A 14,452-nucleotide genomic window follows, 5' to 3' on the forward strand; every position below is an offset into this window, starting at 1 on the left:
CTTCAGGGTTCAGGCGGTTCTTCGCATGAAGCGCGGGCAGCGTCGGCCGCGCGCCGGCCAGGCGGCGTCCCCTCCATGATGCACCCGGGGCCCCGAACGGCCGTCAGGGTACGGCGGGGTTCGCCAGGGTACGGCGGGGTTCGCCAGGGTACGGCGGGGTGCGGCGGGGGTTCGCCAAGGTACGGCGTCCGGGTGCGGTCGGGGTGCCTCGGCGGGCGGCGCGTTCGTCAAGGTGATGCCATCGGTCCACCCGGAAGGGTGACGTGGATCCGGCAACCGCGAGGAGATTCGGCCACTTCGATCCGGCCGCCGTGCAGATCCACCGCCCAGCGAGCGATGGCGAGGCCCAGCCCCGTACCACCGTCGCCGCCCGGGTGGGAGCCGCGGTGGAAGCGGTCGAAGACCCGCTTGCGGTCCGCCTCGGGGATACCGGGGCCCTCGTCGCGCACGTCCAGGTCCAGGCTGCCGGGGGTGGCGCCGCCGCGGGCCCTGACCGTCACCCGGCCGCCGGGCGGGCTGTGCTTGACCGCGTTGTCCACCAGGTTGGCCACCACCTGGTGGAGCCGCTCCCCGTCCGCGTACGCGACCAGCTCCGGTGGCGAGACATCGAGGTGCAGATGGACGTCGGCCCGCGGCCGGGAGCGGGAGCCGGTGGGCTTGGTGCTGCCCATGCCCAGGCTGGCGGTCCGCAGCACCGCCGACAGATACGGCCACACCTCGAACCGCTTGGCGTCCAGCCGGACCGCCCCGCTGTCCAGCCGGGAGAGGTCCAGCAACTGGCTGACCAGCTTGCCGAGCCGCTCGGTCTGCTGGAGGGCGAGCCGCATCGTCTCGGGGTCGGCGGCCGACACCCCGTCCACCACGTTCTCCAGCACCGCCCGCAGCGCCGCGATCGGGGTCCGCAGCTCGTGCGAGACGTTCGCCACCAGCTCCTTGCGGTGCCGGTCGACGGCGGCCAGGTCGGCGGCCATCCGGTTGAAGGTGCCGGCCAGCTCGCCCACCTCGTCCCGGCGCACCCGGGTCACCCGGCGGCTGTAGTCGCCGCCGGCCATCGCCCTGGCCACCGCGGTCATCTCGCGCAGCGGCGCGGTCAGCCCGTTGGCGACGATCTGGGTGATCAGCAGCGAGGCGATGATCGAGAAGATGGTGATCACCCGCAGCTCGGTGGCCGAGTGGATCGCCACGATCACCAGCAGGGTGGTGATCAGCACCGAGACGATCACCAGGAGCTGGAGCGCCGCCTTGATCGAGCGGAACGGGTCCCAGGGCCGCAGTGCCGCCCAGATCCGCCGCCAACAGCCGTTCATCACCCGGCCGGCGCGCCGGCGGTCCGGCCCCGCGTCCTCGGCGATCCGCTCGCGTGCGCCATCGGGGCCGGCCGTCCCGCGCGCCCGTTCCGCCGGCCGCTGCGCCCCCGCGGTCATGGCGCGGGGGTCTCCAGCGCGTACCCCACCCCGTGCACGGTACGGATCCGCTCGGCGCCGATCTTCCGGCGCAGCGCCTTGACGTGGCTGTCGACGGTACGGGTGCCGGAGGCGTCCGCCCAGTCCCACACCTCGGCCAGCAACTGCTCACGGGAGAGCACCGCCCGGGGCTGCTGGGCCAGACAGACCAGCAGCTCGAACTCGGTGGGCGTCAGATGGATGTCCGAGCCCGCCACCCGCACCCGGCGCTGGGTGTGGTCGATCTCCAGGTCGCCGAGGTGGATGCTGGCGCCGCGCGGGGTGTGCGCGGCGGTCGCGGCGCGCTCCATCCGGCGCAGCAGCACATGGACCCGGGCGGCCAGCTCCCGCATGGAGAACGGCTTGGTCATGTAGTCGTCGGCGCCGACGCCGAGCCCCACCAGCATGTCGGTCTCGTCGTCCCTGGCGGTCAGCATGAGCACCGGCACCGGCCGGTCGGCCTGCACCCGGCGGCAGACCTCCAGCCCGTCGTAGCCGGGCAGCATCACATCCAGGACCAGCAGGTCGGGCTGCCAGGAGTGGGCCGCCTCCACGGCGGACGGGCCGTCCCCCGCGGTCCGTACCTGGAACCCTTCCGCCTGGAGCCGGGCCGCGATCGCCTGCGTTATCGTCTGGTCGTCCTCGACGACCAGCACCCGGCGCTGCGCGCCCGAAGTCTGCGTGCTGTCCACTTCCGCCCCACAAGGTCGTCCGAATACGAGGAGCGTACGGGGCGGGCGACCGCCCTGACTATGTCGCCTTCACGCCTTGACAGCTACGTGCACCACGTCGGGCACACCGCGTTCGACCGGGACCTCCAGTGTGCGCACCCGTAAGAAGCCCGCCGCGCGCAGCGCCTCCTCGAAGGCGGCCGACGGCCGGGCCGACCAGAGGGCGAGCACACCCCCGGGATTCAGCCGTTCCCGGCAGGCCGCGAGACCGGCCGGCGTGTAAAGACTCCCGTTGTCCTCGGTGACGGTCCAGTCCGGGCCGTTGTCGATGTCCAGACACAATGCGTCGTAAGTGGCGTACCCGTCGTACGTATGTGCGGCCCCCGACACGTACGCCACCAGGTCCTCGCGCAGCACCGAAACCCGTGGATCGTCCAGCGCGTACCCGGAGAACGGGGCCAGCGGGCCGCTCCGGTGCCACGCCACCACGGCGGCCTCCCGCTCGACCACGGTGATCGCCGTCCAGCGGGGCTCGGCGGCGGCTCTGGCCAGCGAGAAGCCGACGCCCAGGCCGCCGATCAGCACGCTCGCGGCGGCCCGGGGACGGACCTCGTCCAGCGCGTCCAGGGCCGCGTCCACCAGCAGCCGCTCGGAGCGGCCGTCGGAGGTGTCCATCAGGAAGCAGCCGTTGGCGATGATCTCGAAGCGCTCGCCGCGCCGCCGCAGCACCACCTCCCCGTTCGGTCCGTCGTGCCGTTCGACGACGTTGACGTCGGCGTTGACGTTGACATCGACCTCGGCGTTGACATCGGCATCGGCATCGACGGGTTGGGCGGAGTTGCCGGTGGCAGGAGGCTGCGACATGCGCCCATTGTCTCCGAGTGCCTCCGAGCGTCTCCCAGCAGGCAGAAGACCCGTTCACCGATGGGGAGTTCATCGCAGGGATATGAGGACTTCTTTAGGTGTTGGGGGTTGAGCCATGGACTCCTGCCGTGGTCGTGCGTAGGTTCCGCCCATGTCATCTCTGCTGAGGAACCCTGTGGCGCGGCGACTGCTGCGCCCGGCCGCCACGCTGATCGACCAGCGGGTGCAGCGCCCGGTCTCCCGCCTGCGCAAGGACATGGACAAGGCGGCGCTCGCCGGCGGTGAGGCGATGCGGAAGGATCTCGCGGCCCTGCGGGCGGAGGTGGCCGAGCTCCGCACCCGCCTCTACCCGGCCGAACTGCTCTTCGAGCGCCCCGGCGCCGGCCGCAACCGGATGCCGACCCGGGAGGAGATCGAGCAGCTCTCCCAGGAGGTCGCCAAGGTCTCCGGGCAGCACGTCGGCTTCGCCCGCCGGAACGTCAAGGGCGCTTTCCGGACCGTCATAGCCCTCGAAGCGCTGGGCGTCGGCCGGCTGGCCGGCACCACCTCCAACGTCTGCGGCAAGCTCGCCACCGTGCCGCTGCTCGACCCGCCGAACGGCGAGGTGCTGGAGATCGGCACCCTCTACGGCCTCTTCTCCGCCGCCTTCCTGCCGATGCTGCACCGGGCCGGTGTCGAGGCGCGGCTGACCATCGTCGATCCGCTGGCCGGCGATCAGCTCCAGCCCGGCGCCACCATGGGCTCGGAGCCGACCGGCACCCCCGTCAGGATGGACGTGCTCCGCGCCAACCTGGCGCTCGGCGGCGCGGCGGGCGCGGCGGCCCGCGTCCAGCAGGGCTTCTCCACCGACCCGGAGGTCCGCGAGGCCGTCTCCGACCGTGCGTACGGTGTGATCATCGTCGACGGCGACCACTCGGCGGCGGGTGTCGCGGCCGACCTGGAGTGGGCCGAGACGATCGCCGCGCCCGGCGGCATCGTGGTCCTCGACGACTACGGCGACAAGAACTGGTTGGGGGTCCAGGAGGCGACGGACCGGCATCTGGCCGGGGACACCCGCTTCGAGATGCTCGGCCGGGCGGCCACCTCGGCCTTCCTGCGGGCACGCCTCTGACCTGCCGATCTCCGGGTAGGCGGCTGATCGCTCAGAGCGAACAGGGCGGGGGGAACATCGGCGGGGTCCCGTGCATTGAGTCCGGTGTACTCAACTTGCTTGCATAGGGAGCGATCATGGCATTTGAGCCTCGAACCCCCGCCCGCCTCACCCTGCCCGTCCTCCCCTTGGACGACGAGGTCGTCCTGCCCGGCATGGTCGTCCCCCTGGATCTCACGGACTCCGAGGTCCGGGCCGCCGTCGAAGCCGCGCAGTCGGCCTTCGGCGGGTCCGGGGCGGCCGCGGGATCGGGGAAGCCGCAGGTGCTGCTGGTGCCGCGGGTGGACGGGAAGTACACCGCGATCGGCACGCTCGGCACCGTGGAGCAGGTGGGACGCCTCTCCGACGGCGACCCGGGCGCGGTCATCCGCGGCCGGTCCCGGATCCGGGTGGGCGCCGGCACCACCGGCCCCGGCGCCGCTCTGTGGGTCGAGGGCACCGTGGTGGACGAGCCGGTCGATCAGGAAGCGCCCGGCACCGTCGCGGAGCTGGTCAAGGAATACAAGGCGCTGGCCACGAGCTGGCTGCGCAAGCGCGGCGCCTGGCAGGTGGTGGACCGCGTCCAGCAGATCGACGACGTGAGCCAGCTCGCCGACAACTCGGGCTACTCCCCTTATCTGACCGTCGCGCAGCGGGTGGAGCTGCTGGAGACCGCCGACCCGGTCGCCCGGCTGCGGCTCGCCATCCAGTGGGTGCGCGACCACCTCGCCGAGCAGGATGTCGCCGAGACGATCCGCAAGGACGTCCAGGAGGGCATGGAGAAGCAGCAGCGCGAGTTCCTGCTCCGCCAGCAGCTCGAAGCCGTCCGCAAGGAGCTGGCCGAACTCAACGGCGACCCGGAGAACGAGAGCGACGACTACCGCGCCCGCGTGGAGGCCGCCGATCTGCCGGAGAAGGTCCGCGAGGCGGCCCTGAAGGAGGTCGAGAAGCTGGAACGCTCCTCGGACGCCTCCCCGGAGGGAAGCTGGATCCGCACCTGGCTCGACACCGTCCTCGAACTGCCGTGGAACACCACCACCGAGGACACGTACGACGTCTCCGGCGCCCGGGCCGTGCTCGACGCGGACCACGCGGGACTCGACGACGTCAAGGAGCGCATCACCGAGTACCTGGCCGTCCGCAAGCGCCGGGCCGACCGCGGCCTCGGTGTGGTCGGCGGCCGGCGCGGCGGCGCGGTGCTGGCCCTCGTCGGCCCGCCCGGCGTCGGCAAGACCTCGCTCGGTGAGTCGGTGGCCCGCGCCATGGGCCGGAAGTTCGTCCGGGTGGCGCTCGGCGGCGTCCGCGACGAGGCGGAGATCCGCGGCCACCGCAGGACGTACGTCGGCGCGCTGCCCGGCCGGATCGTCCGCGCCATCAAGGAAGCCGGGTCGATGAACCCGGTGGTGCTGCTCGACGAGATCGACAAGGTCGGCTCCGACTACCGGGGCGACCCGGCGGCCGCCCTGCTGGAGGTCCTCGACCCGGCGCAGAACCACACCTTCCGCGACCACTACCTGGAGGTCGAACTCGACCTGTCGGACGTGGTCTTCCTGGCCACCGCGAACGTGCTGGAAGCCATCCCCGAGCCGCTGCTCGACCGGATGGAGCTGGTGCGGCTCGACGGCTACACCGAGGACGAGAAGATCGTCATCGCCCGCGACCACCTGCTCCCCGGCCAACTGGAGCGGGCGGGCCTGGCGGCCGACGAGGTGAGCCTGGACGAGGAGGCGCTGCGCAAGCTGAGCGGGGAGTACACCCGTGAGGCCGGCGTCCGGAACCTGGAGCGGACCATCGCCCGGATCCTGCGGAAGATCGCGGCCCGGCACGAGCTGGGCGACCAGGAACTGCCCTTCACCGTCGGCGCCGGCGATCTGCGGGCTCTCATCGGCCGGCCGCACCACGTGCCGGAGGCCGCGCAGGACCCGGCGGAGCGGCGGACCGCGGTGCCCGGGGTGGCGACCGGTCTGGCGGTCACCGGCGCGGGCGGTGACGTCCTCTACATCGAGGCGTCGCTGGCCGACCCGGAGAGCGGCGGCTCCGGCCTCCAGCTCACCGGTCAGCTCGGCGACGTGATGAAGGAGTCGGCGCAGATCGCGCTCTCCTTCCTGCGCTCGCACGGCGCCGAACTGGAGTTGCCGGTGGGCGATCTGAAGGAGCGCGGCGTGCACCTGCACGTCCCGGCGGGCGCGGTGCCGAAGGACGGCCCGAGCGCCGGTGTGACCATGACGTCCGCGCTGGCGTCGCTGCTCTCCGGTCAGCGCGTGCGGACCGACGTGGCGATGACCGGTGAGGTGTCGCTGACCGGCCGGGTGCTGCCGATCGGCGGGGTCAAGCAGAAGCTGCTGGCCGCGCACCGGGCCGGGATCACCACGGTGATCATCCCCAAGCGCAACGAGGCCGACCTGGACGACGTCCCGGCCGAGATCCTGGAAGCGCTCGAGGTGCACCCGGTGAGCGACGTCCGGCAGGTGCTGAAGCTGGCACTGGAGCCGGCCGGATCCGGCGCCGAGTCGGTGCCGGTGGCTGCCTGACGGTGCGCGTCGCGCGGCGCCGCCACCTGGCGGCCTGACGGGCCGGCCGGCCCGCGGGTGGCCGAGACGTCAACCGCGTACGAGCCGGCCCCCCACCCGAACTGCCGGGCGGGGGGCCGGCTCACGTCTGTCCGTTTGTGTATGGGCCTGCCCGGGCCGCTCTGGATCTGTTCCGGGTCGGTCCGGTCCGGTCGGCGTCCGTACGGCGGTGTGCGTACGCCGGCCGGTCCGGCGGATCAGCCCCTGGCGTACGCCTGCACCCGGTCGATCGCCCCGTTGAACCGGTCCTGGTCACCGGGGAAGGCCCCGGCGTCGGAGAACTGCCAGATGGTCTGGAAGCCCCAGCCGCCCGGCAGCGTGCCGACGGCGGTGGTGTAGCGGGCGATCCACAGCGCGTTGGTGGCGGTGAAGGCGCCGCTGTTGCCGGTGCACTGGGTCCACCAGTCGGTGGTGCTGTAGATCGTCGGATAGCGGCCGGTCCTGGCGTGGTATTCGTTGCTGAACGAGGCGATCCAGCTCACCATCGAGCCGGCGCTGAGGCCGTAACACGTCGCGCCGTACGGGTTGTACTCGATGTCCAGCGCGCCGGGCAGCGTCTTGCCGTCGGCGGACCAGCCGCCGCCGTGCGCGACGAAGTAGTCGGCCTGGGTGGCGCCTGCCGACACGTCGGGGACTGCGAAGTGGTACGAGCCGCGGATCATGCCGACGTTGTAGGAGCCGTTGTACTGCTGGGCGAAGTACGGGTTGGTGTAGGAGGTGCCCTCGGTGGCCTTCACATAGGCGAACCTGCCGCCGTTGGCCCAGGCGCCGGCCCAGTCGACGTTGGCCTGGTAGCCGGAGACGTCCATGCCGGGCGTCTGGGTGGCGAGCGGGACGGCCGCGCCGCCGCCGGCCGGTGCGCCGGCGCCCTCGTGGGCGCGGACGGTGGAACCCATCCAGTCCAGTTCGGGGTGGGTCATCGGGCCGCTCGCCGCCGCGTGGGCCGTCCCCGGCAGGGCGAGGACCGCGGCGAGCAGGGCCGTGACCAGGGCGAGCACGGTGAGCAGGGCCGGCCGGGTGGACCGGGCGGGCAGCATGGAGAGGGCGGCGCGGGTGGCGGAGGTGGGGAGACCGGCCGGGCGGGTGGGCCTGGTCCGGGCCGAGTCGGTGCCGTGCACGACGGAGTGACCTCCGTGGGACATACGTGCCTCCAGTTGGCAGGGTGGGGGACTCGGCATGGCCTTGATAGGGCCATGACAGGTGCGACGGTACGGGGGGCGCTACGCGCGTGGAAGGGGCGCCTGGAACCGCCGATGGTCTACGCCTGCGAAATACTTGGCGTGCTGCGGAAACCACCGCTGAGCGGGAAAAGTTTCAGGTGCTGAAAGCGGGGAGCGTGTGACCGACACGAACGGCGGCGTGTCCGGCGGCCAGTGGGGCGCGGGGCCCCCGCGGGGTCCTGCGGCAGGCGCCGACGCCGCCGCCGCCGCCGACGCCGCCGCCGACGCCGCCGACGTGGCGGCGAACGAGCCGGCCGGAGCCGCGCGGGACTGCGCCACCGACGCGCTGGAGCGGGAGCTGACCATGCTCTTCCGGCGGGGGAGAGCGGTCTCCGGTGAGCTGGCCCGTGCGGTCCACCCCGAACTGGAACCGGCCGCGTACGGACTGCTGCTCCGGCTGGAGGAGACTGAGCCGGAACGGGCCACCGAACTGGCCGGCTACTTCGGCGTCGGCAAGGCCACGATGAGCCGTCAGCTCCGGGCCCTGGAGGAACTGGGCCTGGTCGCGAGGGAGCCCGACCCCGCCGACGGCCGCGCTTTTCTGATGCGGCTCACCGACGAGGGCCGCGACCGCTTCGACCGCGTCCGCACCGCCCGGCGCGACCGCTATCTGCGCCGGCTCGCCGCCTGGGACCAGGGGGAGATCGCCGAACTCGCCCGGCTGCTGCACGGCCTGAACGAGCTCCAGTTCGACGACGGCGCGCCTTGAGATCTGCCCCAGCCGCTTCCGGGCCCTGCTGCCGGGCTCTGCTCCCAGGCCCCGGCTCACCCGGGTGGCTCAGAGCTCGACCAGGACCGCCGTGGCGTCGTCGTACGGCTTCCCGCGCGGGACCGCGGTGCCGGTGGGGTCCGCGTCCTCCAACGCCCTGACGCGGGCGATCAGGGCGTGCGGACCGGCCTTGCGGACGAGGGCGAAGAGGCCGGGCCAGTCGTCGGAGCCGAAGACCTCGACGCCCCGGGCCGCTCCGTCGGTGACCGCGGCCAGCGCGCGCACCTCGGCGACGGGCGTACGGCCGGTGACCGCGCGGGAAGCCACCGCCGGGTCGGCGGCGGCGGTGAAGAAGCCGCCCGCCACGTTGCGCAGTGGCGCCACCCGCCGGCCCGCCGCCCGCAGCCGGTCGATGCGGTCGTCGAGCACCGGGGTCACCGAACCGTCCGGGGCTTCGAGCAGCAGCGCCGAGTCGGAGAGCACCAAGTGCTCGACCGCCGCCGCGTCCCAGCGCACCGCGACCACGGTGGCCTGCGGAGTGAGCGGGTGAGAAAGATCACAGCTGTCCCGGTGAAGCCCGGCGGTACGGGAGATGGCCGTGGAGAGACATGCGGCGAGTGCCAAGTCTGGTCGCGAAACGGACAGTTCGAGCAGCGCCCCGCCCAGTCTGGTGGTGAACCACGGCACCGAGTGCGCACAGCCGCCGTTGTCCGGCGGCGGTGTCACCCCGTCGAGCAGCACCACCGCCCCGCCCCGGCCGCCGGCCGGCGCCGCCACCGCCACGAAGTCCTCGTTGGGTACGTCGGGCCTGCCCGGCTCGGTCGCCGTCTCGATCCGCATGGGTTTCAGTCTGCCGGATGAGGGTTGCTTGCGGCTGTGTCCCGTCCGCGCGTCCGCCGTGGTTGCCCGCGCAGTTACTCGCGCCCCTGGCGGGGGCGAGGGGCTTGCCCGGGTGGGGGAAACCTGCCTGAAAGGGGCGCGAGGAACTGCGCGGCAAGCCACGACGCGCCCGCGGGCGGGGAAATCGGGCGAGGGGCTGTCACCTGCCCCGTCAGGGGTGCGGGGAACTGCGCGGCAGGCCACGACGCGCCCGCGGGCGGGGAAATCGCGCGAGGGGCTGCCGCGAACCGCAGTCGGAGACGCCCCCGTGCTGACCGGCAGTTGCGTGCCGGGCATCGCGGCGGGCGGGGCCCGGCGCCCGGGGACAGGGGCACCCCCCAGCGGTAGCTGGGGGACAATCGCAGGCAGCTTCCCGTGCCGGACTTGTCGGTCAACTCACCTGTGCGATTCACTCGTTCGGGTGTCCGGGGCGGTGACGCCTGGCCCCCCTCCGCGCCGGGCTGCAAGGGTCGGAGTGACTTCTGCATATTCCCGGGGTGCGCTACCCCGGGCCCGGGCGATACGTGATTGAGAGCACCACATTGCGAGAAGGACGTCACCCGCGACGCGAGGGGCGGGCGGGACGGCGCATGCTCGCCGCCCTGCTCGTCTGCGCCGCCGCGCTCCTCGCCGCCGCCACCCCCGGTGTGGCCCTCGCCGCGCACGACCTCAGCACGGCCCGGCACGCCGTGACGGCGGCCCAACTGGCCGCCCGCGCCGCCCTGCTGGCCGACGCCCTGGCCGACGAGCGCGACGGCGCGGCGGTCCACGCGGCGGGCGCGGCGGCCGGCGGAGCGGCCCGCACGGCCGCCGACCGGGCCCGTACCGACCGCGCGGCCGAGGACGTGCTGCCGGGCGCCCCCGCCGCGGTGCGGGCCGCCCTGGCCGGGCTGCCGGCCGTCCGCACGGCCGCCGCCGGCGGCAAAGGCGGCCCGCAGGCCGTCGTGGCCGGCTATCAGCCGCTGATCGACGCGCTCGGCCGGCTCGCGGGCCCGGTCACCGGTCCGCTCGGCCGCGCGGTGGACGCCGCCGCCCGCCAGCGCGCCCTGCTGGTCGCCGCGCTCACCGCCGGTGGCGGCCAGCGCGGCCCGGTCGCCGCGGCGCAGGCCGCGCACCTCCAGGAACAGATCGCGCTCGACGAATTCCGGGCCGCCGCGCCGGCCCGGCTGCGCGACCGCTACGACGCGGCGGTCACCGGCGCCGACGTCCACCGGGCCGATCGCGACCTCGCCGAACTCCTCGGGGGAGCCGAACTCACCTCGGCGGACGCGGCCCTGGGCGCGCAACCGACCGACGAGGCCCTCACCGCCCGGCTCGCCCTGATGCGCGAGGTCCGCGCGGTGGCCGCCACCGACGCGGTCCGACAGGCCGCCGCCCACCGCGACCACGAGGTCACCGCACTCGAACTGCGGTCGGCCTATGCAGTGTTGTGCTTGATCCTGCTGGTGATCACACTCAGCGCCCTCTTCCGCGGCATCAGGCGGCCGCTGGCCGCCCTGCACCGCTGGTCTCGCGCCGACGCCGCCAGCGGCCAGGGCGTGCAGGCCGTGGGCACCGACGAGTTCGCCACCATCGCCCACCGGATCAACGCCCTCACCCACGAGGCACAGGCACTGCGCGCCCGGGTCCACGAACTCACCGCCGAGCGCAACTCGCTGTCGCTCGCGCACAACGACCTGATCAGCGAACGCGAAGGCCTGCTGCGTACGCGTGACGACCTGCTGCGCAGCCGCGAGGAGCTGGGCGGCCGGCTCCAGACGGCCAGCGCCCGCAACGGCACCCAGGTCACCTATGTCAACCTCGGCCTGCGCACCCTCGGCCTGGTGGAGCGCCAACTCGCCCTCATCGAGAGCCTGGAGGAGCGCGAGCAGGACCCGGAGCGGCTCGACCAGCTCTTCAAGCTCGACCACCTGGCCACCCGGATGCGGCGCAACAGCGAGAACCTGCTGGTCCTGTCCGGCACCGAGCACAGCCACGGCGCCACCGCCCGCCCGATCCCGCTCATCGACGTGGCCCGAGCCGCCATCTCGGAGATAGAGCGGTACGAGCGGGTGCGTATCGACCGGATGCCCGACGCCCGGGTGGCCGGCCGGGCCGCCGACGACATCGGCCACCTGATCGCCGAACTCCTCGACAACGCGACCGGGTTCTCCGACCCCGACTCCCCGGTCCGGCTCGCCGGCTGGGTGCTGGAGAACGGCGAGGTGATGCTGTCGGTGGAGGACAGCGGCATCGGGATGCCCGACCAACGGCTCGACGAACTCAACGAGTTGCTCGCCGACGCCGACCCGCCGCCGCCGGGGGCCGCCGCGGGCATGGGCCTCTATGTGGTCGCGCGGCTGGCCCACCGGCACGGCGTCCGCACCCAGTTGCGTCCGCAGGCGGGCGGCGGCACCGCCGCCGTCGTCGTACTGCCGCAGCTTCTGCTGCCCGCCGTCGATCCCGACGAGCCGCCGGTGACCCCGCTGGAAGCGGCGCTCGCCGGGGCCAGGTCGGCCGATCCGGCCCGCCCCGCCGCGCCGACCGGGCCGCCGCCACCCGAGGCCGGGGGGCCGCCCCCGCTCGAACCCGGCTTCCTCCGCCCGGCGCCGCCGTCTTCGCCGTCGGTGTCGTCGGTGTCGTCGGTGGAGGCCGTTTCGGTTTCCATGGGTTCCGCCGTGCCGTCCGTGCGCGCCCCCCAGCCGGCGCACTTCCCGGCGGCCGAAGCCGAACGGCACGACCGCGCCGAATCCGAGGCCGGTCCGGCGGCCGGCGCCGGAGCGGGCGCCGGCGCCGGAGCGGGCGCCGGCGCCGGAGCGGGCGCCGCATCGGGGTCAGCCACCGAAACCGGCTCGCCCGCCGCGGAGTTCACCCCCATGGGGCTGCCCCGCCGGGCCCCCCGGGCCACCGGCCGGGCCGAGGTGCCGGAACGGCGCCGTCCTCGTAGCGGACCGGTCGACGCGGCCGAACTCCGGCGCAAGCTCGGTGGGTTGCAGCGAGGAGTGCAGGCCGGCCGGCGGGACGCCGAGCAGGAGATCAGCGCCGGCACCGTCCCGACCGAGGGCGCGCCCGGCGGCCCCGTTCGGCTGCCGGCCCAGCAGGCCGGCCCGCCCCGGCCCGGCGCACCACGCCACGCGGCCCCCGACTCCGCCGCGACACCGGCGCCAGGAGCCACGGGCCGGTCGGGCCCGCGGGGCGAGCCGCGGACGCAGGGGGACACAGGGGACCCGGGGGAAGCCGCACACGCAGGCCCAGCAGAAACCGCCGAGGAGGCGACCCGTTGAACGCGGTCGGAACGTACACAAGTGAACTGAGCCACGACGCCCGCAACATCCGGTGGCTGTTGCAGAACTTCGTGGAGGAGGTGCCCGGCGTCCACTCGGTCGCGGTGGTCTCCTCCGACGGACTGCTCCTGCTCACCTCGCAGCCCGAGCCGACGGACGCCGAGCCGCCCACCGCCCGGTCGGCGGACAGCGCGCCGTCGGGCACCGGGCCGGCGGCAGCCCCACCGGCGACCCCCGCGCCCACGACCTCCGCGCCCACGACCTCCGCGCCCACGACCTCCGCGCCCACGACCCCCGCGCCGACGGACGGCGCTTCGGAGGAGAGCGCACCTGCGGTCGCCGGGACGACCCCCGCGCCGGTCATTCCCGCGCAGCGCGCCGGCCGTCCCGGGCGGATCGCCGAGAACCGGATGGACCTGGCCGCGGTCGTCTCCGGCGTGGCCTCGCTCACCTTCGGCGCCGCCCGGCTGATGGACGGCGGCAAGGTCCGGCAGACCACCGTGGCCATGGACGACGGCATGCTGTTCGTCACATCCATCAGCGATGGTTCGCTGCTCGGCGTGCACGCGACCGCCGACTGCGACATCAGCGTCGTCGGCTACCACATGGCCCTGTTCGTCGGCCGGGCCGGCCACGTACTCACTCCGGCGCTGCGTACCGAGTTGCGCACCGTCATGGAGAGTGCCCACTGATGGTGCCCCTGCCCCATCGCGGAGCCGACCGCCGGACGTCCAGGGTGCGCCCGTACGCTCTCACCGGCGGGCGAACCCGCTTCGGACATGTGCTGCTGGTCGAGACCTTCGTCGCTACCATCGACGCTGCAGAGGAACAGCCCGCCCTCACAAGGGGAAGCTGGACCGAGCGGGTCATGCCGGAATTCCGGGCGATCGTCGAACTGTGCCGCAGAATGCGGTCGGTTGCCGAGATCTCCGCGTTGTTGCGGATGCCGCTCGGGGTCGTCCGGGTCCTGATCAGCGACCTGGCCGACCAGGGACGAATCCGCGTGTACGGCACCGGGCACGGGCCCGGCAGACCCGACCGCGAACTGCTCGAAAGGGTGCTCAGTGGACTTCGCAGGCTTTGACCAGCAGGAAGGCCTGCAGGACTGGCAGACCGAGCACGCCCGCGCGCCGATCTCCACGAAGATCGTCGTCGCGGGCGGCTTCGGCGTGGGGAAGACCACTTTCGTCGGCGCCGTCTCGGAGATCACCCCGCTGACCACCGAGGCGGTGATGACCCAGGCCAGCGAGGCACTGGACGACCTCGCCGCCACCCCGGACAAGACCACCACCACGGTGGCCATGGACTTCGGCCGGATCACCCTCGAACAGGACCTCGTGCTCTACGTGTTCGGGACGCCGGGCCAGCAGCGGTTCTGGTTCATGTGGGACGACCTGGTGCGCGGCGCGATAGGCGCGGTGGTGCTCGCGGACACCCGCCGGCTCGCCGACTGCTTCCCGGCGCTCGACTACTTCGAGGGCACCGGACTGCCCTACACCGTGGCCGTCAACCGGTTCGAGGGCACCGCGGAGTACACCTCGGACGACGTCCGGGAGGCGCTGGCGGTCCCGCGGCACATCCCGGTGGAGATCATCGACGCCCGTGAGCGGTACTCGGTGGTCCAGGCGCTGCTCTCGCTGGTGACCCACGCGATGAACGAACAGCCCCTGTAGGCGGGAGCCGGCCCGGCCCCGGGGCCCGACCG

The 14,452-nt window shown here is 73.6% G+C and carries 12 protein-coding genes; 7 read left to right on the forward strand and 5 right to left on the reverse strand.

The annotated features are described in order from the left end of the window. Positions 1-227: 227 nt before the first annotated feature. The 3 genes from OG519_RS23665 to OG519_RS23675 all read right to left on the reverse strand — a co-directional run bounded on the left by OG519_RS23665 (position 228) and on the right by OG519_RS23675 (position 2,977). A complete protein-coding gene (locus OG519_RS23665) occupies positions 228-1,307 on the reverse strand; it encodes an ATP-binding protein (RefSeq protein WP_405592943.1) in 1,080 nt (359 codons plus the stop codon). A gap of 113 nt (positions 1,308-1,420) precedes the next feature. After that, positions 1,421-2,134, reverse strand: coding sequence for a response regulator transcription factor (locus OG519_RS23670; RefSeq protein ID WP_405587425.1), 714 nt, complete (start codon positions 2,132-2,134; stop codon positions 1,421-1,423). Between the two features lie 69 nt (positions 2,135-2,203). After that, complete coding sequence (locus tag OG519_RS23675; RefSeq protein WP_405587427.1) at positions 2,204-2,977, reverse strand: spermidine synthase; 774 nt, start codon at positions 2,975-2,977, stop codon at positions 2,204-2,206. A gap of 151 nt (positions 2,978-3,128) precedes the next feature. Here OG519_RS23675 and OG519_RS23680 point away from each other — a divergent pair, with 151 nt between their 5' ends. Both OG519_RS23680 and lon read left to right on the forward strand, forming a co-directional pair. After that, a complete protein-coding gene (locus OG519_RS23680) occupies positions 3,129-4,088 on the forward strand; it encodes a class I SAM-dependent methyltransferase (protein ID WP_405587429.1) in 960 nt (319 codons plus the stop codon). 116 nt (positions 4,089-4,204) lie between these two features. Beyond that, positions 4,205-6,637: an endopeptidase La gene (gene lon, locus OG519_RS23685; protein WP_405587432.1), complete on the forward strand. Its 2,433-nt coding sequence runs from the start codon at positions 4,205-4,207 to the stop codon at positions 6,635-6,637. A 236-nt stretch (positions 6,638-6,873) separates the two neighbouring features. Here lon and OG519_RS23690 read toward each other — a convergent pair whose 3' ends face one another. Beyond that, on the reverse strand, positions 6,874-7,713 hold the full coding sequence (locus OG519_RS23690) for a lysozyme (RefSeq protein ID WP_405592945.1): 840 nt from the start codon (positions 7,711-7,713) through the stop codon (positions 6,874-6,876). Positions 7,714-8,131: 418 nt separating this feature from the next. Between OG519_RS23690 and OG519_RS23695 the strand changes: the two genes are divergently transcribed. After that, complete coding sequence (locus OG519_RS23695) at positions 8,132-8,605, forward strand: MarR family winged helix-turn-helix transcriptional regulator (RefSeq protein WP_405592947.1); 474 nt, start codon at positions 8,132-8,134, stop codon at positions 8,603-8,605. 69 nt (positions 8,606-8,674) lie between these two features. Here OG519_RS23695 and OG519_RS23700 read toward each other — a convergent pair whose 3' ends face one another. Next, complete coding sequence (locus OG519_RS23700) at positions 8,675-9,445, reverse strand: hypothetical protein (protein ID WP_405587435.1); 771 nt, start codon at positions 9,443-9,445, stop codon at positions 8,675-8,677. 629 nt (positions 9,446-10,074) lie between these two features. Between OG519_RS23700 and OG519_RS23705 the strand changes: the two genes are divergently transcribed. The 4 genes from OG519_RS23705 to OG519_RS23720 are packed head-to-tail and all read left to right on the forward strand — an operon-like array spanning position 10,075 to position 14,420. Continuing rightward, positions 10,075-12,747, forward strand: coding sequence for a nitrate- and nitrite sensing domain-containing protein (locus tag OG519_RS23705; RefSeq protein WP_405587437.1), 2,673 nt, complete (start codon positions 10,075-10,077; stop codon positions 12,745-12,747). Beyond that, entirely contained in the window at positions 12,744-13,439 is a 696-nt protein-coding gene (locus tag OG519_RS23710; RefSeq protein WP_405587440.1) for a roadblock/LC7 domain-containing protein, read from the forward strand. The genes OG519_RS23705 and OG519_RS23710 overlap by 4 nt, the downstream gene beginning before the upstream one ends. Beyond that, entirely contained in the window at positions 13,439-13,831 is a 393-nt protein-coding gene (locus tag OG519_RS23715) for a DUF742 domain-containing protein (RefSeq protein ID WP_405587442.1), read from the forward strand. The genes OG519_RS23710 and OG519_RS23715 overlap by 1 nt, the downstream gene beginning before the upstream one ends. After that, positions 13,812-14,420: a GTP-binding protein gene (locus OG519_RS23720; RefSeq protein ID WP_405587444.1), complete on the forward strand. Its 609-nt coding sequence runs from the start codon at positions 13,812-13,814 to the stop codon at positions 14,418-14,420. Before OG519_RS23715 ends, OG519_RS23720 begins: the two co-directional genes overlap by 20 nt. Positions 14,421-14,452 lie beyond the last annotated feature (32 nt).

Source organism: Streptomyces sp. NBC_01190 (assembly GCF_045039895.1).
In the GTDB taxonomy this organism is placed as follows: domain Bacteria; phylum Actinomycetota; class Actinomycetes; order Streptomycetales; family Streptomycetaceae; genus Actinacidiphila.

What these genes read in the sequence shown, in the direction of transcription:
- OG519_RS23665 (WP_405592943.1), bottom strand. Translation starts at nt 1,307, where the DNA reads ATGAACGGCTGTTGGCGGCGGATCTGGGCGGCACTGCGGCCCTGGGAC.
- OG519_RS23700 (WP_405587435.1), bottom strand. Translation starts at nt 9,445, where the DNA reads ATGCGGATCGAGACGGCGACCGAGCCGGGCAGGCCCGACGTACCCAAC.
- lon (WP_405587432.1), top strand. Translation starts at nt 4,205, where the DNA reads ATGGCATTTGAGCCTCGAACCCCCGCCCGCCTCACCCTGCCCGTCCTC.
- OG519_RS23690 (WP_405592945.1), bottom strand. Translation starts at nt 7,713, where the DNA reads ATGCTGCCCGCCCGGTCCACCCGGCCGGCCCTGCTCACCGTGCTCGCC.
- OG519_RS23675 (WP_405587427.1), bottom strand. Translation starts at nt 2,977, where the DNA reads ATGTCGCAGCCTCCTGCCACCGGCAACTCCGCCCAACCCGTCGATGCC.
- OG519_RS23715 (WP_405587442.1), top strand. Translation starts at nt 13,439, where the DNA reads ATGGTGCCCCTGCCCCATCGCGGAGCCGACCGCCGGACGTCCAGGGTG.
- OG519_RS23680 (WP_405587429.1), top strand. Translation starts at nt 3,129, where the DNA reads ATGTCATCTCTGCTGAGGAACCCTGTGGCGCGGCGACTGCTGCGCCCG.
- OG519_RS23705 (WP_405587437.1), top strand. Translation starts at nt 10,075, where the DNA reads ATGCTCGCCGCCCTGCTCGTCTGCGCCGCCGCGCTCCTCGCCGCCGCC.